At 54.7% G+C, this 20620-nt stretch carries 20 protein-coding genes; 12 read left to right on the top strand and 8 right to left on the bottom strand.

From position 1 onward, the window contains the following. The first annotated feature begins 55 nt into the window (after positions 1-55). Genes Q4551_RS03315 through yacG form a run of 4 tightly spaced genes read left to right on the top strand, consistent with a single transcriptional unit; the run spans position 56 to position 3109 of the window. Positions 56-1288 (top strand): type II secretion system F family protein, encoded by a 1233-nt coding sequence (locus Q4551_RS03315; protein WP_303431787.1) that lies wholly within the window; start codon positions 56-58, stop codon positions 1286-1288. A 2-nt stretch (positions 1289-1290) separates the two neighbouring features. Beyond that, entirely contained in the window at positions 1291-2181 is an 891-nt protein-coding gene (locus tag Q4551_RS03310; RefSeq protein WP_303431786.1) for an A24 family peptidase, read from the top strand. Between the two features lie 6 nt (positions 2182-2187). After that, positions 2188-2826, top strand: coding sequence for a dephospho-CoA kinase (gene coaE / locus Q4551_RS03305; protein WP_368501360.1), 639 nt, complete (start codon positions 2188-2190; stop codon positions 2824-2826). Between the two features lie 46 nt (positions 2827-2872). After that, positions 2873-3109, top strand: coding sequence for a DNA gyrase inhibitor YacG (gene yacG, locus Q4551_RS03300; protein ID WP_303431785.1), 237 nt, complete (start codon positions 2873-2875; stop codon positions 3107-3109). An 81-nt stretch (positions 3110-3190) separates the two neighbouring features. Here yacG and Q4551_RS03295 read toward each other — a convergent pair whose 3' ends face one another. Further along, positions 3191-3775 carry a copper chaperone PCu(A)C gene (locus Q4551_RS03295; RefSeq protein ID WP_303431784.1) on the bottom strand — a complete coding sequence of 195 codons (585 nt, stop codon included), beginning with the start codon at positions 3773-3775 and terminating at the stop codon, positions 3191-3193. A gap of 271 nt (positions 3776-4046) precedes the next feature. Here Q4551_RS03295 and prmA point away from each other — a divergent pair, with 271 nt between their 5' ends. The 7 genes from prmA to Q4551_RS03260 all read left to right on the top strand — a co-directional run bounded on the left by prmA (position 4047) and on the right by Q4551_RS03260 (position 13808). Further along, positions 4047-4946: a 50S ribosomal protein L11 methyltransferase gene (gene prmA / locus Q4551_RS03290; RefSeq protein WP_303431783.1), complete on the top strand. Its 900-nt coding sequence runs from the start codon at positions 4047-4049 to the stop codon at positions 4944-4946. Positions 4947-5133: 187 nt separating this feature from the next. After that, the gene (locus Q4551_RS03285) at positions 5134-6858 is read left to right on the top strand and encodes a DUF3426 domain-containing protein (protein WP_303431782.1); all 1725 of its coding nucleotides are present in this window, start codon (positions 5134-5136) and stop codon (positions 6856-6858) included. A 130-nt stretch (positions 6859-6988) separates the two neighbouring features. Then, positions 6989-7978: a tRNA dihydrouridine synthase DusB gene (gene dusB / locus Q4551_RS03280; protein ID WP_303431781.1), complete on the top strand. Its 990-nt coding sequence runs from the start codon at positions 6989-6991 to the stop codon at positions 7976-7978. 74 nt (positions 7979-8052) lie between these two features. Next, on the top strand, positions 8053-8289 hold the full coding sequence (gene fis / locus Q4551_RS03275) for a DNA-binding transcriptional regulator Fis (protein WP_303431905.1): 237 nt from the start codon (positions 8053-8055) through the stop codon (positions 8287-8289). Between the two features lie 90 nt (positions 8290-8379). After that, complete coding sequence (gene purH / locus Q4551_RS03270; RefSeq protein WP_303431780.1) at positions 8380-10008, top strand: bifunctional phosphoribosylaminoimidazolecarboxamide formyltransferase/IMP cyclohydrolase; 1629 nt, start codon at positions 8380-8382, stop codon at positions 10006-10008. Between the two features lie 52 nt (positions 10009-10060). Further along, positions 10061-11347 (top strand): phosphoribosylamine--glycine ligase, encoded by a 1287-nt coding sequence (gene purD, locus Q4551_RS03265; RefSeq protein WP_303431779.1) that lies wholly within the window; start codon positions 10061-10063, stop codon positions 11345-11347. 124 nt (positions 11348-11471) lie between these two features. Beyond that, entirely contained in the window at positions 11472-13808 is a 2337-nt protein-coding gene (locus Q4551_RS03260) for a response regulator (protein ID WP_303431778.1), read from the top strand. Between the two features lie 25 nt (positions 13809-13833). Here the strand turns inward: Q4551_RS03260 and Q4551_RS03255 are convergent, their stop codons facing one another. Continuing rightward, complete coding sequence (locus tag Q4551_RS03255; RefSeq protein WP_303431777.1) at positions 13834-15333, bottom strand: AAA family ATPase; 1500 nt, start codon at positions 15331-15333, stop codon at positions 13834-13836. A gap of 146 nt (positions 15334-15479) precedes the next feature. On the opposite strand from Q4551_RS03255, the gene coq7 reads away from it, so the two are divergent. Next, a complete protein-coding gene (coq7, locus tag Q4551_RS03250) occupies positions 15480-16133 on the top strand; it encodes a 2-polyprenyl-3-methyl-6-methoxy-1,4-benzoquinone monooxygenase (RefSeq protein ID WP_303431776.1) in 654 nt (217 codons plus the stop codon). A gap of 106 nt (positions 16134-16239) precedes the next feature. On the opposite strand, the gene Q4551_RS03245 is transcribed toward coq7, so the two are convergent. The 6 genes from Q4551_RS03245 to dnaB form a co-directional block, all read right to left on the bottom strand. Further along, complete coding sequence (locus tag Q4551_RS03245; RefSeq protein WP_303431775.1) at positions 16240-16848, bottom strand: DoxX family protein; 609 nt, start codon at positions 16846-16848, stop codon at positions 16240-16242. A gap of 104 nt (positions 16849-16952) precedes the next feature. Continuing rightward, a complete protein-coding gene (locus Q4551_RS03240) occupies positions 16953-17180 on the bottom strand; it encodes a zf-HC2 domain-containing protein (RefSeq protein ID WP_303431774.1) in 228 nt (75 codons plus the stop codon). 2 nt (positions 17181-17182) lie between these two features. Beyond that, positions 17183-17788: an RNA polymerase factor sigma-70 gene (locus Q4551_RS03235; RefSeq protein WP_303431773.1), complete on the bottom strand. Its 606-nt coding sequence runs from the start codon at positions 17786-17788 to the stop codon at positions 17183-17185. 86 nt (positions 17789-17874) lie between these two features. Further along, positions 17875-18447: a GNAT family N-acetyltransferase gene (locus Q4551_RS03230; RefSeq protein WP_303431772.1), complete on the bottom strand. Its 573-nt coding sequence runs from the start codon at positions 18445-18447 to the stop codon at positions 17875-17877. Then, positions 18444-19004 carry a GNAT family N-acetyltransferase gene (locus Q4551_RS03225; protein ID WP_303431771.1) on the bottom strand — a complete coding sequence of 187 codons (561 nt, stop codon included), beginning with the start codon at positions 19002-19004 and terminating at the stop codon, positions 18444-18446. Before Q4551_RS03225 ends, Q4551_RS03230 begins: the two co-directional genes overlap by 4 nt. 81 nt (positions 19005-19085) lie before the next feature. Next, complete coding sequence (dnaB, locus tag Q4551_RS03220; RefSeq protein WP_303431770.1) at positions 19086-20471, bottom strand: replicative DNA helicase; 1386 nt, start codon at positions 20469-20471, stop codon at positions 19086-19088. Between the last annotated feature and the right edge of the window lie 149 nt (positions 20472-20620).

Here is a 20620-nt window from a genome sequence, read left to right as displayed (position 1 = left end):
CCAGCGGCTGCTATCTTTGGTAGCCAAATGATTTTGCAGAGGCGTTCCAGCAGTTATGGCCAAGCAAGCAAAGAGTATTGATTTTGTCTGGGAAGGCGTCAACAAACGCGGCCAGAAAATAAATGGTTCCCTGTCCGGCCAGAATCTGGCCGTGGTCAAGGCCCAGCTGCGCAAGCAGGGTATTCAGCCCGGCAAGGTCAAGCGCGCACCCCAACCGTTATTTGGCCTCGGTGGCGGTGCTGCCAAAGGCAAAAAAATCAAAACAGCTGACATCAGCTTTTTTACCCGCCAAATGGCCACCATGATCAAGGCCGGGGTACCACTGGTACAGTCATTCGAGATTGTCTCCGATGGGGTCGATAACCCCAATATGAAAGACCTGATCCTGAAGCTGCGTGATACCGTATCCGCCGGTAATGATTTTGCCTCGGCACTGAAAGAGCATCCCCAGTATTTTGATGAGCTGACCTGCAACCTGGTGGAATCCGGTGAGCAATCCGGTGCGCTGGAAACCATGCTCGACAAGGTGGCTATCTACAAAGAGAAATCCGAAGCACTGAAGTCCAAAATCAAAAAAGCCATGGGGTATCCCATTACTGTGGTAGTGATCGCGGCTATTGTTACCGCGATTCTGCTGATCAAGGTGGTGCCAACCTTTGATGCCATGTTTAAAAACTTCGGCGCTGAGTTACCGGCTCCCACCCAGTTTGTCGTCTTTTTGTCTGAGGTTATGCAAGCCTATTGGCTGTACACCCTGGGGGTGATTATGGCTCTGGTTACCGCATTCAAGCATATGATGAGAACCTCCCAGACGTTCCGCGACCAGATGGATTATCTGACTCTGAAACTACCTGTCTTTGGCGATATCATGCACAAGGCCGCAGTGGCTCGTTTTGCCCGGGTATTATCAACCACCTTTGCCGCCGGTGTACCACTGGTTGAGGCACTGGAATCCGTTGCCGGTGCCGTGGGTAACAAACTCTACCGGGATGCGGTACTGGAAGTGCGCCAGGAAGTGGCTACCGGCCAGCAAATGCACTTTGCCATGCGTTCTACCGGTGTATTCCCGAATATGGTGGTACAGATGACCAGTATCGGTGAAGAATCCGGTGCCCTGGATGCCATGCTGGATAAAGCTGCCGAATATTATGAAACCGAGGTGGATGAGTCGGTCGATGGCCTGACCGCCATGATGGAGCCGATGATTATGGCATTCCTCGGGGTGGTTATTGGTGGTTTGATTATCGCCATGTACTTGCCGATTTTCCAAATGGGATCGGTCATGTAACCATGGAAAATCTATCACAACTGTTTGCCCTGATCGGCAGTCACTGGCTGCTGCAGGTTCTGTTTATTGGTGTGCTGGGGTTATTACTCGGCAGTTTTATGAATGTGGTTATTCTGCGCTTGCCAATCATGATGTTCCGGGCCTGGAAGCTGGAATGCCAGGATATCGACCAGCTGCCAGCTCACCCGGCACTGGATGATCTGGACAAACCGTATAACCTGGTAACGCCTCATTCCCATTGCCCCAAGTGCCAAACGCCCGTCAAGGCCTGGCAGAATATTCCGCTTCTCAGCTTTTTCCTGTTAAAGGGCCGCTGCGCTGGCTGTGCCAACCCGATTGGCTGGCGCTACCCCATCGTTGAACTGGTCACTGCGCTATTCAGCCTGACGCTGATCATCGCCTTTCCCTGGGGCTGGCAGCTGGCCGCCATGCTGGTGTTTACCTGGCTGCTGATTACCATGTCGGTAATTGATATTGACCATCAGATCCTGCCCGATACGCTGACACTGGGATTACTCTGGCTGGGCTTGCTGGTGAATACCCAGGGGCTGTTTACCGATCTGAACTCTGCGGTATGGGGAGCTGCCATTGGTTATCTCAGCCTCTGGTCGGTGTTCTGGCTGTTCAAGCTGGTCACCGGCAAAGAAGGCATGGGTTTTGGTGATTTCAAACTACTGGCAGCACTGGGAGCCTGGTTGGGCTACCAAAGTATCCTGCTGATTATTTTACTGTCGTCCGCCGTGGGCGCAGTAGTTGGCATTGCCGGGGTGATTATTCTTGGCCGCGACAAAAACCTGCCTATCCCGTTTGGCCCCTATCTGGCCATGGCTGGCTGGATTGCGGCCTTGTGGGGGAATGACCTGATTCATTGGTACCTGGGCGGTATGCACTGATTCCCGATGAAACGACAGACAGGAGCCATGCCATTGAACTGGGTATTGGGCATTACGGGTGGTATCGGTTGTGGCAAAACCGCCGCTTCGGACTATCTTGCCAATAAAGGCATCCATGTGGTTGATTCTGACCAGGTCGCCCGTCAGGTTGTTGAACCCGGCCAACCGGCCTGGCAGGCGATTGTGGCACACTTTGGTGACGAGGTACTGCAGCCCGACCAGCAACTGAATCGCGCCTGGTTACGCAGCCGGATCTTCGAACATCCACAAGAGCGCCACTGGCTGGAGCAACAGACTCACCCCGTCATACGCCAGCACACGCTGCAACAACTGGCGCAGGCGGCGGGTCCTTATGCCGTTCTGGCATCACCCTTGTTATTCGAGAGTGGCCAGCAGGCGCTGGTGCATCGTACCCTGGTGATTGACCTGCCAGAATCCCTGCAGCTGCAACGCGCCAGCCAGCGTGATGACAATTCCGAAGAACAGATCCGCCGTATCATCAAAGCGCAGATCAGCCGGAATGAGCGATTACAACGGGCGGATGACATTATCGATAATTCTGGCCCGCTGACAGACCTGCAGCAGCAACTCGACCAGCTGCATCAAGGCTATCTGTCGTTTGCGTCTTCGGTACGACCCTCTTAAACATCACAGGACAACGACCATTGATTCGCCAGACGAGGCATCCAGCATGAGCAATTCCCCCACCGCCACACCGACCACCAGCCATTCTGCCGCCAACGATGCCGTGCTGGCGGTTGAATGTCCGACCTGCCAGAAATCTGTTCCCTGGACAGCCGCCAGCCGATTCCGGCCATTTTGTTGTGAGCGGTGCCAGCTGATTGACCTGGGAGAGTGGGCCAGTGAATCCCATCGGATTCCCGGCAGTCAGGATGAGAATGATTTGATGTCGGACGAATTGTATTAATACACCGCAGTGAATCACGGCCTGCAGACGAAGCGCTGGCCAGGCAGAACCCAGCCAGCAGCGACTATTGGCCTGGCGCTGTTATTGACGCATATCCACCAACTTGGCGCTGATATTTTGGCAACCTGTATGCTCAAAACACAGCGTCAACGGTAACGATCCTCCAATAGCGGCAGGCAAGGGTTGCTTCAGCCCAAACAACATCAGATGCAAACCACCGGGTTTCAGGGTAACCACACGTCCAGCAGGAATATCCAACCCATTAATCTGACGCATTTTCATCACCCCGTCTTCATGGATGTGTGTGTGTATTTCGATATGGTCAGTCCAGCTGGATTTGGCACTCACCAAACGATCCGGTTTGGCACTCTTGTTGGTCAACGTCATGAACGCGGCGCTCATGGCCCGTCCTGGAATGGGGGCGCGTACCGTGGCATGACTGATGTCCAGCTTGCCACCGGCGCTATGCTCCACGCTTTCCATACCCTTCATATGACTCATATCATGGCCCTTGTCGTCGTGCTTGCCATCTGCCTGTACAGTCAGACTGGTGGCAGCCAATACCAGTGCCAGACTGGCCCAGCGCAGCGGATTGACGCCGCGCTGGGCGATAGAAAGAGGCTGGCTGTGAGTCGATAACGGGCGCACCTGGCGGCAACGAATCATAACGGTATCCTTGGTTGTCTTTATTGATAGTCTTTATTGATAAGCTGGCGAGTATAACAAGCAAACCAAGGGCTGCTGGTGACCGCCATCACGGCATACAGCGACAAAATGTCACAGGCTGAAGTCAGCCTCACCGGTACAGCGTGATGCCGCCCCGGCCTTGCCGCTCCACTGGACGCTTGTGGATATTTTCGGCACACTCCGCGCTTTGCCGTGAGTCCGGGTTAACGTATTTCCTGATGACTCCCCGGCCCAGCATCGGAGACAGATCATGAGTCAATGGGTTCAACTGCGCATTCAAGCCAAGGCAGCACAAGTAGAAGCCTGTGAAAACGCCCTGCTGGCTCTGGGAGCCTTGTCAGTGACTCTGCAAGACAATGCCGACCAACCGATTCTGGAGCCTGAACTGGGCACGACGCCGATATGGGACGACACCCAGATTATCGGTCTGTTTGATGCCGAGACCCATACCGATGCCGTAGTGGAACAATTTCCGCTGATGTTTGCTGCAGAAGGCGGCAGTGGCCCGGTTGACTTGTTGTGGGAGCAGGTCGAAGACAAGGACTGGGTCCGAGCCTGGATGGATACCTATAAACCCATGCAATTTGGCCCACGACTGTGGGTCTGTCCAAGCTGGTGCAAGCCACCCCAGCCAGATGCCGTTAATCTGATGCTCGACCCCGGCCTTGCCTTCGGCACCGGCACCCACCCAACCACCGCCCTGTGCTTGCGCTATCTGGATGAACAGATCCAGGGGAATGAACTGGTGGTCGACTTTGGTTGTGGCAGCGGCATTCTGGGTATGGCGGCACTCCTGCTGGGAGCCAGTTCGATGGTGGGTATCGATATCGACCCCCAGGCACTGACCGCTACCCGCGACAACGCCCAACGTAATGATATAGCGCCAGAGCGCTTTGAGGTGTACTTGCCACCGCAAGCACCTGCGATTCAGGCAGATGTCACCGTGGCCAATATTCTGGCCGGGCCATTAAACGAACTGGCACCGGTTCTGGCCCAATTAACACGCGCCGGTGGTAAATTAGCGCTGTCCGGCCTGCTCTCACAGCAGGCAGACGAGGTTATTCAGCGTTATAACGAGTGGTTTGTGATGGATACACCAAAGCAACAAGAAGATTGGGTTATTATCTCTGGCACCCGTCGCCAGGGATAGGCCGCCGCTTGCTGAGTCCGTTTGGCAGTGCCGACCAGGAGCACGGAGCTCACGCGCCCATCCGATCGCCTGCCTTGTAGCAGCCACTTGATACACACCATAGGGTATCAAGTGGCCAAAGCATCCCGGCATTCGCCATTGGCGCATTTACTGTTTTGAACAACCGGAATAACCCTGAGGATTCATCATGGCCACGCATGTGACTCGCTGCCCACATTGCCAAACCAGTTTTCGCGTCCGCGACGAACACCTCACGATCGCCAAAGGCAATGTCCGCTGTGGCTCTTGCCTGCAGATTTTCAACGCCCAGAACCATCTGGTCAGCCCGACCGATGAAGACGCTCTCAAATCAACCAAACCCAACACCGGCACACCCAACGTATCAGCCCCCAAAACAGCAGCAACCAACACCGCCAGACCACGGACTGACCAGACCATCGCCGGAGCGGCAGCGGCTGCCGCGATGGCAGCGGCCGCCGCCAAACCCGGTAAAGACAGACCGAACACATCCAAAGCGACAGTCACTCCTTCTGGTGACACCTCATCCACCCCTGCGGCTACTCCGACACCCGCAGCCAGTGACACCGATGCATTGGGTTCCATCAACCTCGAGTCCCAGCAAGAAGTCTCCACCGACGAATTGCTCGACAGCCTGTTTGGCAGCGCCAGTAATGACCAGGAAAACCAGGACGACGGTCTGGAATTTCTTGATACCGATAAGCTCGACGGTTTCGACAACTCAATCACTCTGGAAAGTCAAAGCCATGCACAGCCCAGCCATCAACCGGATGAGCAACACAACAGCCAGCCTGAGAACGAACAGCCAGACGATGACGATGACGATGACCTGCTGATCCACGACGACATGGATCAACCGGATGATAACGACGCTATTGCCGATGACCCCTTTGCTGATCTTGGTCTGCGGGAACCCGAATACCTCGACCGTCCGGCACCCAGCTCCAGTCTTGATATTGACGACTCGCTGATCGATCTCGATATCATGGGCACCTCCCCGCTGAGCTACGATGTCAGCCTGCAAGAAGAAATCGAAGAAGAAGACGATACTGATGAGGACGATGACGAAGCCTGGGCCAGAGCGTTACTGAGTGACGACGACAACAGCGAGCCACCAGCAGAAATTACTCGCGAACTGGGTTTGTCTGACACCAGCAAGGCAGCGCCACGTCAACGTCCCCCAGCGCCCAACGTGGCAGCGGCTGCGGCTGCCACTACAACCACCGCCAGCAGCACGCTCAACCAGAGCAAACCGGCCATCAGCTTTGAACTGGCCCCGGTACAGCCCGCGGACTCAAACGACCATGACACGCCCGGAAACAGCTTGCCACCCGGTTTCGGACAACCGTCACGCCATCAGGAATTGGCTGGCAATATCCATGCAACACCCTTACAGCTCGATACCGACAAGCAAAAACGGGCAGAAACCGGCTGGCTGATTGCCGCCATGGTGTTACTGGTACTGCTGGCTGGGCAAGTGCTGTATTTCAACTTTGACCAGTGGTCAAGAAGCCCTGGCACACGCCCTCTGTATCAAACCATCTGTTCCGTACTTGGCTGTCAGTTACCCCATGTTCAGGATGTCCGCACCATGTCGACCCGCAACCTGGTGGTACGTACTCACCCGACCATTGCCAACGCCCTGATTGTCGATACTCTGCTGCTGAACAACTCGGAATTTGAGCAGCCGTTCCCGGATCTGGTACTGATTTTCCGCGACCTGAATGAAAACGTTATTGCCAGTCGCCAATTCACCCCCGCCGAATATCTGGCCGGAGAGGTAGCAGGGCAACACAGCATGCCCGGCAGAACACCAGTACATATTGCCCTGGAGATTCTTGACCCTGGTCAAAATGCCGTCAGCTACGCGGTACAACTGGTAGACAATCAGTAATTCCGGAATAACCACAGGCTGTAAGAAAAATGCCATATTTGTTGGCAAAGTGGCCTTTATTCAACGGATTCATCCGAGTATGATAGCGCCACTTTTTTCCGCACACTTTTTGATCAGTCCATAGCTATCCATGCCCACAATTGGTAAATACACGCTAACCAGCCCCGCCGTGCTGGCACCGATGGCGGGGGTCACTGACCTTCCGTTTCGACGCCTGTGTCGACGTCTCGGAGCTGGCCTGGTGGTTGGTGAAATGATCGCCGCCAACCCCGACCTGCGCGCGACCCGCAAGTCGCGACAGCGGCTCGATCACAGTGGCGAACCCGAGCCGATTGCTATCCAGATTGCCGGGGGAGACCCCGAATCGCTGGCAGAAGGTGCGCGTTATGCTGTGGCCCAAGGGGCTCATATTGTCGATATCAATATGGGCTGCCCGGCCAAAAAGGTGTGTAACAAGGCCGCCGGTTCAGCGCTGATGAAAGACGAAGGTCTGGTGCGTGAAATTCTACAAGCCGTTGTTGCTGCCGTCGACGTACCCGTCACGCTGAAAATGCGGACGGGCTGGGCACCCGAACACCGTAATGCCGACGTCATTGCCAGCATGGCAGAAGCACTCGGCATTCAGTCTCTGGCCGTTCATGGCCGCACCCGGGCCTGCGGCTACAAGAATACCGTTGAGTACGACACCATACGGGCAGTCAAGCAATCGGTATCGATTCCGGTATTTGCCAATGGTGATATCACCACACCGCAAAAAGCGGTTGAGGTCATGCATTATACCGGTGCCGACGGTGTGTTGATTGGTCGCGCCGCCCAGGGAAACCCCTGGATCTTTCAGCAGATCAATCAGTTTCTGGCCACCGGAGCCGAACCGGAAGCACCACCGCCAAACGAAATTTATCAAACCTTGCAAGCCCACCTGCAAGCCCTGTACGCCTTTTATGGCGATTATCTCGGGCTGCGTATCGCTCGCAAGCATGTTGGCTGGTATATCGCCAGACAACCCGGTGGCGAAGACTTTCGCCGCCAGTTCAACCAATTGGATTCCATTGACGAACAAGGACACGCCGTTCGTCAGTTTTTCCTGGGGATCAGGAACTCGAGGGAGATTGCCGCATGAATACCCAAGCCTATATCAAGAAGGTTGATACAGTGACCGAACCAGCAGAACAGCACATCCGACTGGAAACGCCAATGGCGTCCAACCAGACCCTGCGCGACAGTGTCGAACAGGCGTTACAGAACTATTTCGATCAACTGGATGGCCAGGATGTTGCCGGGATTTACGACATGGTCTTGTCAGAAGTAGAAGTTCCATTACTCGAAACGGTAATGAAATATACCCGCGACAACCAAACCAAGGCATCCGTTGTGCTCGGTCTGAACCGTGGCACACTGCGTAAAAAACTCAAGCAGTACGGCATGCTTTAACCGGCATACAAACAGATCATAGCGGCTGCAAGGCCGCTTTTTGTTTTTCAGATATCGAATAATGTTAGCCAACTTGTTGCCAGGAATACTATGAGCCACAGCACTCCGACCGCTCCGTCACAGTCAGGCAGTACGCCTGTTCGCCGCGCCCTGATCAGCGTTTCCGATAAAACCGGTATTGTTGAATTTGCCCAGTCTCTGGTTGAGCTGGGAGTAGAGATTCTCTCCACCGGTGGTACCTACAAACTGCTGTGTGATAACCAAGTAGCCGCAGTAGAAGTCTCCGATTACACCGGTTTCCCTGAAATGATGGACGGTCGCGTCAAGACCCTGCACCCCAAGGTACACGGCGGTATTCTCGGCCGTCGGGGACAGGACGATGCGGTAATGGCAGAGCATGGTATCAACACCATCGATATGGTGGTTGTCAATCTGTACCCGTTTGCCGCAACCGTCGCCCGCCCGGATTGCGACTTGCCACTGGCCATTGAAAACATCGATATCGGTGGCCCGACCATGGTGCGCTCTGCCGCCAAGAACCACGCTCACGTCGCGATTCTGGTGAATAGCAGCGATTACAGCAGTGTCCTCGACGAACTCAAGTCCGGTGGTCTGAGCTACAAGACCCGCTTCAGCCTGGCATTAAAAGCCTTCGAACATACCGCGGCTTACGACGGCATGATCGCCAACTACCTCGGCACCATCGACCAGTCGGCAGATGAACTCAGCGTCGATACACGGCTGGACTTCCCGCAAACGTTCAACAGCCAGTTTATCAAGGCGCAAGACATGCGCTATGGCGAAAACCCGCACCAGCAAGCCGCTTTTTATGTGGAAGCCGATCCCCAGGAAGCCTCTATCGCCACCGCCAAACAGATACAGGGCAAAGCGCTGTCGTACAACAATGTGGCCGATACCGATGCCGCTCTGGAATGCGTCAAGTCGTTCACCAAGCCGGCCTGTGTCATCGTCAAGCACGCCAACCCTTGTGGTGTCGCCGTGGTACCGGAAGCCGATGGTGGCATCCGCAAAGCCTACGATCTGGCCTTTGCCACGGACACCGAGTCCGCGTTTGGCGGCATTATCGCCTTTAACCGTGAACTGGATGCCGACACCGCAACCGCTATTGTCGAGCGTCAGTTTGTTGAGGTGATTATTGCTCCGGCGGTCACTGATGCTGCCGCAGCCGTCATCGAAGCCAAGAAAAACGTACGCTTGCTGGTTTGTGGCCAATGGCCTGCCGAACGTGCCCCGGCACTCGATTTCAAACGGGTGAACGGTGGTTTGTTGGTACAGGAACGCGACCACGGCATGATCCGCTCTGACGACCTGCAAGTCGTTACCCGGCGAGCGCCGACCGAAGCAGAAATCAACGATCTGGTATTTGCCTGGAAAGTGGCCAAGTTTGTTAAATCCAACGCCATTGTTTACGCCAAACAGCGTCAAACCGTTGGGGTCGGTGCCGGTCAGATGAGCCGTGTGAACTCTGCCCGGATTGCTGCGATCAAGGCAGAACATGCCGGTCTGGCTGTCGAAGGTGCCGTAATGGCATCGGATGCCTTCTTCCCGTTCCGTGATGGCATCGATAACGCTGCTGCCAATGGCATCAAGGCCATTATCCAGCCCGGCGGTTCGATCCGCGACGATGAAGTCATTGCGGCGGCCGACGAAGCCGGTATTGCCATGGTCTTTACCGGAATGCGTCACTTCCGCCACTAAACAGTCTGATCAGGCGCCTGCCAGCAGGCGTCTGACGGTTCGGAGAATAATCATGAAAGTACTAATCATAGGTTCCGGTGGCCGCGAACACGCACTGGCCTGGAAAGCCCTGCAATCTCCGCAGGTCGACACGGTGTTTGTCGCTCCCGGTAACGCAGGCACCGCCCGCGAAGCCAATATGGTCAACGTCGCCATCGATGTGATGGATTTTGATGGTCTGCAACAGTTTGCCGAAACCAACGCCATTGGCCTGACCATTGTTGGCCCGGAAGCGCCCCTGGTTGGCGGTATTGTGAACCGGTTTCAGGCCGCCGGTCTGAAAATCTTTGGCCCGTCGGCCGGAGCTGCCCAGCTGGAAGGCTCCAAGGCGTTTACCAAGGATTTTCTGGCTCGCCAGCAGATTCCTACCGCGGAATACCAGAATTTCACCGAGCTTGAGCCAGCACTGGCTTATCTGCGTGAAAAAGGCGCACCAATTGTAGTCAAGGCCGATGGCCTGGCGGCAGGTAAAGGCGTGATTGTGGCAGAAACCCTGGCCCAGGCCGAAGAGGCCGTGCAAGACATGCTGTCTGGCAATGCCTTTGGTGATGCCGGTTGCCGCGTGGTTATCGAAGAATTCCTCAGCGGTGAAGAAGCCTCCTTTATCGTTATGGTGGATGGCAAAAACGTGTTGACCATGGCCACCAGCCAGGATCACAAACGCGTTGGTAATGGCGATACCGGCCCCAACACCGGCGGCATGGGCGCTTACTCTCCTGCTCCTGTGGTAACACCGGCCATTCATGATCGCATTATGTCCGAGGTGATTTACCCGACCGTGCAAGGCATGGCCGCTGAAGGCAATGATTACACCGGTTTTCTCTACGCTGGTTTGATGATCGATGCCGACGGAACGCCCAAGGTTATTGAATACAACTGCCGCTTTGGTGACCCGGAAACCCAGCCAATCATGCTGCGGATGAAATCCGATATCGTTGCCCATTGTCTGGCAGCGCTGGAAGGTACGCTGGACACGGAAATTGCCGACTGGGATGAACGCCCGGCCCTCGGTGTTGTACTGGCGGCTGGCGGCTATCCGGCGGACTACCGCAAAGGCGATGTCATCTCCTTGCCTGCCGACAACAGTCACACCAGCAAGGTGTTCCATGCCGGTACCAAAACAGCGGATAATGGCGATGTATTGACCGCTGGTGGCCGCGTACTTTGCGCCACGGCGTTGGGCAATACCGTGAGTGAGGCCCAGCAGGCCGCTTATCAGCTGGCGCAGCAAGTCAGCTGGCAAGATATGTTTTACCGTACCGATATTGGCTATCGTGCCATTGCCCGCGAGCAGCAATAAAATTCCGGCAAACTCCCCCGAACGTAATAATCAATGGTGATACGGCCGTGGTAATATCAACCGCCACACCGTTATCACCGTCTGGCAGGGCATTGCTTGCACTGCCAGACTCCAAGGTACCCCCATGACTGATATGGCAACAAGGCGACTTGATTTATCCTGGTTGGTACAGCTGCTTTGTCTGCTGCTGCTCAGCTACAATCACAGCAGCTGGGCCAGCAGTCCGGTATTGATCCCTGAGGGGGATTTTAATCACTCCATCAGCAGTTACGCTTCTATTCTGGAAGACCCGGATTCCTTGCTGGGTATTCACGATGTCCTCAGTCAATCGGTGCAACTGCGCTTTACGCCCAGTCATGCCGAGCATCTGCACTTTGGTACCAGCCGCTCTACATTCTGGCTACGTATCAGTCTGTACAACCCGTTTCCGTCTGAAAAGCAGGCCATCCTGGCACTCTCCAATAATCACATTCCCACAGTGTCGATGTTTGATATCAGTGATCGCGATAATATCCAGTTTATCCAGGGTTTTACCGAGTCGTCCGGCAGTTATCAGCAAGCACACCCGTTTTTGTTGACACTGCCCGCCATGTCGACCAGCAGCTATTTATTATCCATCTCCGGTAACAGCCTGCTGAACACCGATATCCGTCTACTGACGCCACAATATTTTTTGCAGAACGAGCAGTCACAATCGATCTCCATCGGCCTGGTTGCTGGCTGGCTGCTGGCGACAGCGGCTTATTTTATCAATATGGCATTAACCCGAAACTCCTGGCTGGCCTGGTGCATGTCGGGCTACTGCCTGGCCTCTACCATTTTTATTGCCAGCTGGCTCGGTCAGCTCGGCTTGCTGTTTGATCTTGAGCTTGAACAATCCAATATCATCACCGACCTGATGACCGGAACGGCCATCAGCTGTCAGGTGCTCACGGCCTACTTCCTTGGCTGGAAAGGACCTCATGCCCAATTGGTGCGACAGCTGTTGAAAGCCATGGCCATTGGCTCGATAGCGAGTGCCATCCTGCTGGTTTTCTTGCCATACAGCTACAATGAAATCCTGGCACCACTGCTGCAGCTGCTGCTGGCAATCTTGCTGGGTACCGGCTGCAGCCATCACAAGCCGGCACAACGCTGGCTGCTGGCCGGCACCCTGATAACCCTGATCGGTATCTCACTGGGCCTGCTGATCAATCACAATCTGCTCGAACTCGATTCGGTCAGCCAATGGATAGCGCTGTGGCTGCCGTCCATCATGACCGCCTGCATGGTGATGGCGGTACTGTGCATCACCCGCCAGAGTGATCAATTTCTCGAGTATCCCAATCGTGGTGGTGTTATTCACCCAGAGATTCTGTCGCAGATTGCACACAAACTGCGCACCCCCATCAACGGCGTGCTCGGTATGAATGAACTGCTATCCGACTCCCCGCTGACAGACGTCCAGCGGGATTTCACCGAAACCATTACTCAAGCTGGCCAGGAAATGCTGCATATCACCAATGAAATTTCCGTACTGGCCAAGATTCAGGATGAATATCTGGAGCTGGATCAGCGCCCGTTTGATCTGGTAGCACTCACCAACAAGATTCTGGAACACCTCCAGCTGGGAGCCAATCGCAAACAGATTGAGCTGATGGTAGACCAGGCCGATGATCTACCAGCCCGGTTGATAGGTGACCGTAATCATCTGCATACCTTGCTGCACAACCTCTATTCCCAGTTGCTGGCGTACACAGAGCTGGGGGAAATCCGTACCCACTTGAGTCCACAGCTGAATAACCGCAGCCAGATCTATGGTGTATCAATCCAGATCCAGATCCAGGGCACCATCACTCACCGTGATGATTTGCGCATTATTCTGGAGCGGCTTAGCAATGCCAACCAAGCCAGCAGTCACACGCCCTGGGATCAGGGTGTCTGCTGGCATCTGATTCGTTTTATGAAAGCCTCACTGGAGATGGAAAGCCTGTCCAACCACTCCGCTTCCCTCACCCTGTATCTGCCGATGGAACCTGAAGATACCCCGACTCAGATAAATCGGGATCATGACGACAACCTGATTGGCATGAGCGTTCTGATTGTTGATGACAATGCCTCCCTGCGGAATGTGATTGAAAAACAGGTGCGGCGCTGGGGTATTCGAGTGGAAAGCACCTACAGTGGCAAGGAAGCACTGGCGATGCTGCGCAACCAGGCCGCCACAGGGCAGGCTTTTGATGCTGCCATTATCGACCAGGATATGCCGGTCATGAATGGTCTTGAGCTGATGCAACGTATTCAGGATGACTCGGCCATTACCCGCAAACCCAGGGTATTGATGCTGACGGGTCTCAGTATCAGCTCCGTCAGAAAGCAGGCACATGCGGTTGGTATTTATCACTTGCTGGCCAAGCCAGCCAGTGGCGAACGCTTGAAACGGGCGTTACTGGAGCTGAAATACCACCCGCAACAAGACTGAACAGACTTACTGGATAGACTTAATCTTAATGTGCCAGCACAGAGCGCCCGGTTGCCCACCGGCGCAAATGCTGTAATTGCTCCGCCATCGTCACCGACAGTGGCTGGGTAGCATTGGCGGCATCGATCAATTGCGCAGTGGTCAGCGGTTGATGTCGGGAGCTGGCACCGTCGGCCACTCCGGATTCCGAACTGGCATACCAGGCTGCCACCACCACCTGCTCAATTTCAGCCCCAGAAAAACCTTCTGTTGCTGCTGCCAGCAATCCCAGATCAACGGCATCGGCATCATGGCCCCGCTTGCCCAGATGAATGCGGAAAATTGCCTCTCGCACACCGGCATCGGGCAAGTCGACAAAAAAGATTTCATCCAGACGGCCTTTACGCATCAACTCCGGTGGCAAGGCATGAATATTGTTGGCGGTTGCGACCACAAACACCGGTTGTTGCCGCTCCGCCATCCAGGTCAGCAAGGTGCCCAGCAAACGCTGGCTGACGCCGTTGTCCTGGCCACCTTCACCCGCCAATGCTTTTTCGATTTCATCAATCCAGACCACACATGGTGACATCAGCTCCGCCAGCTGCAGGGCCTCTCGCAAATTACGTTCGGTTTCACCAAAAAACTTGTTGTACAAGGCACCCATATCAAGCCGTAACAAGGGCACTCCCCAGCTCCCCGCCACGGCTTTTGCCGCCAGACTTTTACCACTGCCCTGTACCCCGAACAGCAGCATTCCCTTGGGCCGCATATTGGCATCAGCTTGCAAGAACGCCTGCTGCCGTCGTTGCAGCCATTGTTTCATGGTATCCAGTCCGGCCACATCGCCAAAGCGGGCGGTGTCGTACTCAAACCCCATCACGCCATCCATATCCATTAACTGGAGTTTGGCCCGGCTGACTTCGGGCACATCGTCTGCCGTAATCGCACCGTCATCCACAATTGCCCCGCGAATCAAGCGCCGCGCATCGGAATAGGTCAAGCCCCGGAGGTTGGCAACCAACCGCTTCAGCGTCGCTTCATCGGTTTTGACCCGCATCCCGCTTTGAGCGGTATAACGACGCGCTTCTTCCTGCACCAGGGTCATCAGTTGCTGCTCATTCGGCAATTGCAGCTGGAAGCGTGCGCTCAGTCGCATCAACTCATCCGGTACGGTGAGGCGATGACTGAGCAAGACCAGTGTCTTGCCACCATTGGCATGCTGCAAGGCAATATCTTTCAGCAAGCGGACCGTTGCCGGTTCAGAGAGAAACGGGTGCAAATCACAAAAAACAAAAATCCCCCCCTGCTGCTGCTGCTTGATATGCATCAGCGCCCGGTCCGGTACTTCACTCTGCTCCAGTCCCGGGTCTTCACCAAACCCCAGTCGCCGCAAGCCATCGGTCAGGGTCCACTGTTGCAGTGCCATACCCCGTTTGATCGCCAACCGCGTCAGTAAATCCAGCGCCCGTGGTTCTTCGTGGGTTTCTATCACCAGAATGGGCGTATGGCGCTCCAGCATCAGGGCCAGGTCGTGTACATCCTGCATACTTTGATTCTCTCTGTCAGGCTGTCAGTAAGGGGAGGAATATCGATGATACGAATCATGCATCAGAACGCAGAAAAACGTAAACTGTCAGCAGATTCAGTTTTCCGGGGATGGCCTGCCATACCCGCATTGCGGAGAGACTTTTTATGAGCCAGCCAACCACTCGCCAATATTCCTTGCCTGACCGTTTGCTTGCCAGTGCCGACCAGGCCCTGCGTACTCTGGTACCGGGAGCCGCGGCCGCGTCACGTCCATCGCCGGCCCAGCAGCGTGAGCAGCATGAGATGACCGACGCCGAACGACAGCATGCCGCCGCCTTGATGCGTATTAATCACACCGGTGAAGTTTGCGCCCAGGCCTTGTATCAGGGGCAGGCATTAACTGCCAAGCTGGCTGATGTGCGTGAGGCAATGGAAACAGCCGCGGCAGAAGAAATCGATCACCTGGCCTGGTGTGAAGCCCGAATCAAGGAACTGGACGGCCATACCAGCCTGCTCAACCCACTGTTTTATGGTTTGTCCCTCGGTATTGGTGCCGCAGCAGGAAAGATCGGTGACAAGGTCAGTCTGGGATTTGTTGCCGCAACAGAGCAGCAGGTATGCAAACACCTGACGTCTCACCTCAGCGCCTTGCCAGTGCAGGATGAACGCAGCAAGGCGGTGTTGTTACAGATGCTGGAAGACGAAGCCAGACACGCAACCACGGCTCTGGAAGCCGGTGGTCACAAATTCCCCTTACCTATCAAGATGGCCATGAGCGCCGTGTCCAGGGTTATGACCGGGGCGACGTACCGGATCTGATCCTTGTTGTTTGTTATCGTGGCCGTGTATGGGGGTATCCGGTGTTTGCCCATACCTCTGTCCATAACCGCTGTCATCATAACAACCAGGGTTATTCGGTCGGTCGTTAGCGCAACAGGTTATGACGGCGTGCAATCCAGTAATCCATACTCAGATAGCGGCCACCACCGGTAAAAAACAGGCTCAGTAGCATGATAAAATAGGTCGCAGCGAATTCGATGCCATTATTCAATATGGCAAAGGCACCGCGACCTGTCAGCCAGTCGTAATGTCCGTGTTCCTGCAGAATCGTACGAGCGGCTTCCAGCCGTTCTGCCGATGCCATAATCCGCTCATTGGCCAACCAGCTGGAAGCATCGGCAATGGCCAGCCAACCGTGCTGCCAATGTACTGACAGCGCTGCCATTATCATGATTAACATCAGCGGAATCGATATCCAGCGAACGGCCAGGCCGACAATCAATAGCCAGGCTCCAAAAAATTCAAAGCCCGATACCAGTGCGACCAGCACTTCCGGCATGGGCAGGCCCAGCCCCCAGCCTGTATTGCCAAACCAGCTGACTGTCTTATCAAATGTCATCATTTTGTCCCAGCCGGACTGCATCAGGACCGGAGCGAGATAGAGGCGCATCAACAGAGGGGCAAGGCCATCCAGTGGTTGCGCCGATCGCAAGACCCGGTCGGCTGGACGATAGAGTATATCGATAAGACTCATGAAAATTCCTGTCTGATAAATAGAGGATCAGCGCGTACCAATCCTCATTGGGTTATCAAGCTGTCGACACCATTTGGCCTCTGACAAGAAGTGCTGGAACGGCGTTATTCGTTGTCTTTGTTGTGGCCCTGCCAACCCGGTGGCTTGTCTTCCGGGTCATCACCCTGCGCAAAAGAACGCATCATGCCGCGTAATGATTGCATTTGCTGGCCAAAATTTTTACAGCCAGCGCAGATCATCGTATGAATTTTTAGCTCTGCCGTTTCTCCCAACGATAACTTGCGTTCTTGTGCTTCCGACATCAGCCGTGTTGCTTCACGACAATTCATCATGATTATGCCTCCTGTGCCCCTGAGAACCAGTTATTTTCCAGGCATTCCCGTAACTGCAGCCGCGCCCGATACAGCAAGACGTGCAAATTGCTGACACTGACCGACTGGGCAGAACAGATTTCGTTGCTGCTCAGTTCGAGAAATTCCCGCATCATAAAGACACGAGCCTGCTGTGCGGGCAAATGATTCAGGCAAGCATCAAAAACTTGCCAGAACTGCCGCTCATAAACCAGTCGCTGCGGGGCACCCCAATGCTGTGGGCGTTCGTCAGCTTGCCAGTGCCCCCGATGGTCAAACAATTGGTCGTCCAACTCCTCACCATTCTTACAGCCATCGTCATCATCTGGCAGCATATGTTCCTGCGAACGATACTTCTGCCGCAAGATATCGGTGATTTTGTTCTTGAGAATGGCAAAGACCCAGGTTTTTAAAGCCGCCTGGCGTTTGAATGCATCGGCATTTTTCAGGGCACCGGCCAGCGCTTCCTGCACGGCATCTTCAGCGAGATGGTCGTCATTCAACTGCAGACGGGCGAACGACAACATCTGGTGACGTAATTGTTCCAGGAAATGGCGATCAGCGAGCGTATTGCTAGGAGTGTCAGTCAATGTATTCATCCATCTGGGAACATTTATTGGTTCTGTTCATAAAAACGGAAAGACAAAAACACGCTCCCTGTTGTCTCACCGCCCAATCAGAGCGGTGTTGGTGCCTCAACCATTGCATCAGTTGCCAATCGGGCATACAAGTTCAGATCCCGCCATTGCTCGTCAAATTCCAGCTGCGCTGGCAAGCAACCTTCATACTGATAACCCAGCTGATCCAGAAAGGCTTCATGCCGGGTCGAACCAGGTAACAGCGCCACTTCCAGTCGATGTAATCCCAGCTCATTAAAACAAAAAGCCTCTATCGCGCCGATAATGGTTTCCAGCTCGTCAGCCTCAACGGATGGGCTGACTTCCCACTGCAGCCGAGCGCTATTCAGCATCCAGTTGATACTGTCCAGTGTGACACGCGCCAGCAGTTCTGCCAGGGCATCGACATCGCCGCTGTGACACTCCACCAGCCAGCAGGCCCCTTCACGGCTTTTGAATTTCATCGAGGCTCGACGTAATTCATCCAGTGACTGTACCGATGCATACATCGGTGGTTTGGGAATATGGGCACTGGCATCAGGGTCTTTGAGCAAGCCATACAAGGCATCGCCATCCTGATCAATAACCGGTAACCGGATTACAAAAGGCCCCGCTTGCAGATTCCAGTTCATAGCCGTGCCTCCGCCGTTGTTGCTGGCAAAATATGGTGATAAAGCGTCTGGTCACAGTAGTCATCCTGCCCCAGACGCCAACCATCCCGCATCACCACGGAGCGCTGGAAACCGATGCTTTCCAGCATTGCCGGAATGGCGTCGCTTTGTCCCTGAATCCAGGCATACGCAACGCTGCGCAGGTGATATTTTTCCGCCATAAAGTTTATACAGGCAGTCAATGCCGCCGCCCGGTCAGCCATGGTTAAACGGGGTAAACCGTCGATTCGTAATGCCACTTTCAACAGGGATGGCTGCCAGTCATAGGCACTGGCCATCCCCAGCAACTGATAACCACTGTTGTCATCACCCAGTTCGATTGCCCACATCATGCCGCGCTGGGTGGCGGCCATTTGCACACTGAGTTCGATCATGCGATCCAGCTGCTCAGGTTGCTCCAACGGGCGCTGGCCAGGTAATTCCGGCTGTTGATAAACCACAAACAGTGCGTCTCGGTCTGTCGCTTCCAGAGGCCGCAGGCGGCCGCCGTTAAATTTCAGCGTCGGGGTAAATTTCATTCAATATTCCTGAGTGACGTGTCACAGGCGCTGTTGCTGCCGGGCTGTGACGGGTATTAATATCTGCAGTCAATCACCGCTTTATTCATCCCCATAGTCATCATAACCATGGGCCAGATTTTCAAACCGCGTGTACTTGCCAATAAAGGCCAGGCGGTCGGTACCAATAGGGCCGTTACGGTGTTTGCCGGTAATAATTTCAGCCACGCCTTTTTCCGGCGTGTCTTCGTTATAGACTTCGTCGCGGTAGATAAACTGAATAATATCAGCATCCTGCTCGATCGCACCGGATTCCCTCAGATCTGACATCACCGGGCGCTTGTTCGGCCGTTGTTCCAGCGAGCGGTTCAACTGCGACAAGGCAATCACCGGGCATTCAAATTCCTTGGCAATGGCTTTGAGTGAGCGTGAGATTTCGGAAATTTCCTGGGTACGGCCTTCCGATTTTCCTGATACCTGCATCAGCTGCAGATAATCCACCATGATCAGGGCCAGATCGCCGCTTTCACGGTAAATCTTGCGAGCGCGGGCACGCATCTCCTGCGGTGTCAGGGCGGCGGTGTCATCGATATAGAGTGGCAAGTCTTTCAACATGGTGACAGCGGCGGAGAGCTTGGGCCAGTCTTCTTCAATCAGCTTGCCGCTACGAATCCGGCTCTGATCAATCTTGCCAATCGACGACAACATCCGCATCACAATCGATTCTGATGGCATTTCCATCGAGAACACCAGGCAAGGGCGCTTGCTGGCCAGCAAGGCATTTTCGACCAGATTCATTGCAAAGGTGGTTTTCCCCATCGATGGCCGCGCGGCCACAATCACCAGATCGGCTTTCTGGAAACCGGAGGTGCGCTGGTCAATGTGATCAAACCCGGTGGTCAGCCCGGTCAGGCCATCGGGCTGGTTGAACATCTGATCGAGTTGATCGAGGGTGTTTTTCAGAATCGGGGCAATTTTTTCAGGGCCACCGTCTTTGCGATTGCCTTCGGCGATTTCGGCAATGGCTTTTTCAGCATCCGAGATCAGGGTCAGGGTTTCATCCCCACCTGGCTCGTAGGCTTTTTGCATGATGTCGCTGGCGGCTTCGATCAGGCGGCGCTGCTGCGAGCGCTCACGAACAATTTCGGCATAGGCATCGCAGTTCTCGATCGACGGTGTCATATCGACCAAACGGGCCAGATAAGAACCACCTTTGATGCTTTCCAGCTGGCCACGCTCTTCCAGTTCTTCTGCTACCGTCACCACATCAATGGCTTGTTCAACCGAAGACAAATGCTGGATAGCACGAAAAATCAAGCGATGATCATGGCGATAGAAGTCGTTGTCCCGCAGTGTTTCACTGACCGACTCCCAGGCGCGCTCATCCAGCATCAAGGCCCCCAGTACCGATTGCTCCGCCTCTACCGAATGCGGAGGGGTACGCTGGCTGGTGGTTGCCGTGTCATCGTTGTGATAGTCGTCAGTCATACCATCCTTCCTGAATACTGTCTGATCAATACACGCTGTGCTCGTCGCGGGCATGCTGAAACGCAACCTGGTGCCCAGGCATCAGGCATAAAAAAAGGCCCTATAGAGTCTTTCCCTATAGTGCCTTTTTCCTCGCAGCCGGTGAACCG

The sequence above is a fragment of the Oceanobacter sp. 5_MG-2023 genome (genome assembly GCF_030548165.1).
Lineage (GTDB): Bacteria > Pseudomonadota > Gammaproteobacteria > Pseudomonadales > Oceanobacteraceae > Oceanobacter.
The sequence above is the reverse complement of the archived record's forward strand: the minus strand, read 5'-3'. Positions and strand labels throughout refer to the sequence as shown.

Excerpts from the sequence above, each read along its gene's own strand:
- Q4551_RS03315 (WP_303431787.1), top strand. The coding sequence starts at position 56 with ATGGCCAAGCAAGCAAAGAGTATTGATTTTGTCTGGGAAGGCGTCAAC.
- Q4551_RS03285 (WP_303431782.1), top strand. The coding sequence starts at position 5,134 with ATGGCCACGCATGTGACTCGCTGCCCACATTGCCAAACCAGTTTTCGC.
- Q4551_RS03240 (WP_303431774.1), bottom strand. The coding sequence starts at position 17,180 with ATGATGAATTGTCGTGAAGCAACACGGCTGATGTCGGAAGCACAAGAA.
- fis (WP_303431905.1), top strand. The coding sequence starts at position 8,053 with ATGGCGTCCAACCAGACCCTGCGCGACAGTGTCGAACAGGCGTTACAG.
- prmA (WP_303431783.1), top strand. The coding sequence starts at position 4,047 with ATGAGTCAATGGGTTCAACTGCGCATTCAAGCCAAGGCAGCACAAGTA.
- coq7 (WP_303431776.1), top strand. The coding sequence starts at position 15,480 with ATGAGCCAGCCAACCACTCGCCAATATTCCTTGCCTGACCGTTTGCTT.
- Q4551_RS03310 (WP_303431786.1), top strand. The coding sequence starts at position 1,291 with ATGGAAAATCTATCACAACTGTTTGCCCTGATCGGCAGTCACTGGCTG.
- coaE (WP_368501360.1), top strand. The coding sequence starts at position 2,188 with ATGAAACGACAGACAGGAGCCATGCCATTGAACTGGGTATTGGGCATT.
- dusB (WP_303431781.1), top strand. The coding sequence starts at position 6,989 with ATGCCCACAATTGGTAAATACACGCTAACCAGCCCCGCCGTGCTGGCA.
- Q4551_RS03230 (WP_303431772.1), bottom strand. The coding sequence starts at position 18,447 with ATGAACTGGAATCTGCAAGCGGGGCCTTTTGTAATCCGGTTACCGGTT.
- Q4551_RS03295 (WP_303431784.1), bottom strand. The coding sequence starts at position 3,775 with ATGATTCGTTGCCGCCAGGTGCGCCCGTTATCGACTCACAGCCAGCCT.
- Q4551_RS03260 (WP_303431778.1), top strand. The coding sequence starts at position 11,472 with ATGACTGATATGGCAACAAGGCGACTTGATTTATCCTGGTTGGTACAG.
- Q4551_RS03225 (WP_303431771.1), bottom strand. The coding sequence starts at position 19,004 with ATGAAATTTACCCCGACGCTGAAATTTAACGGCGGCCGCCTGCGGCCT.
- yacG (WP_303431785.1), top strand. The coding sequence starts at position 2,873 with ATGAGCAATTCCCCCACCGCCACACCGACCACCAGCCATTCTGCCGCC.
- purD (WP_303431779.1), top strand. The coding sequence starts at position 10,061 with ATGAAAGTACTAATCATAGGTTCCGGTGGCCGCGAACACGCACTGGCC.
- Q4551_RS03255 (WP_303431777.1), bottom strand. The coding sequence starts at position 15,333 with ATGCAGGATGTACACGACCTGGCCCTGATGCTGGAGCGCCATACGCCC.
- dnaB (WP_303431770.1), bottom strand. The coding sequence starts at position 20,471 with ATGACTGACGACTATCACAACGATGACACGGCAACCACCAGCCAGCGT.
- purH (WP_303431780.1), top strand. The coding sequence starts at position 8,380 with ATGAGCCACAGCACTCCGACCGCTCCGTCACAGTCAGGCAGTACGCCT.
- Q4551_RS03245 (WP_303431775.1), bottom strand. The coding sequence starts at position 16,848 with ATGAGTCTTATCGATATACTCTATCGTCCAGCCGACCGGGTCTTGCGA.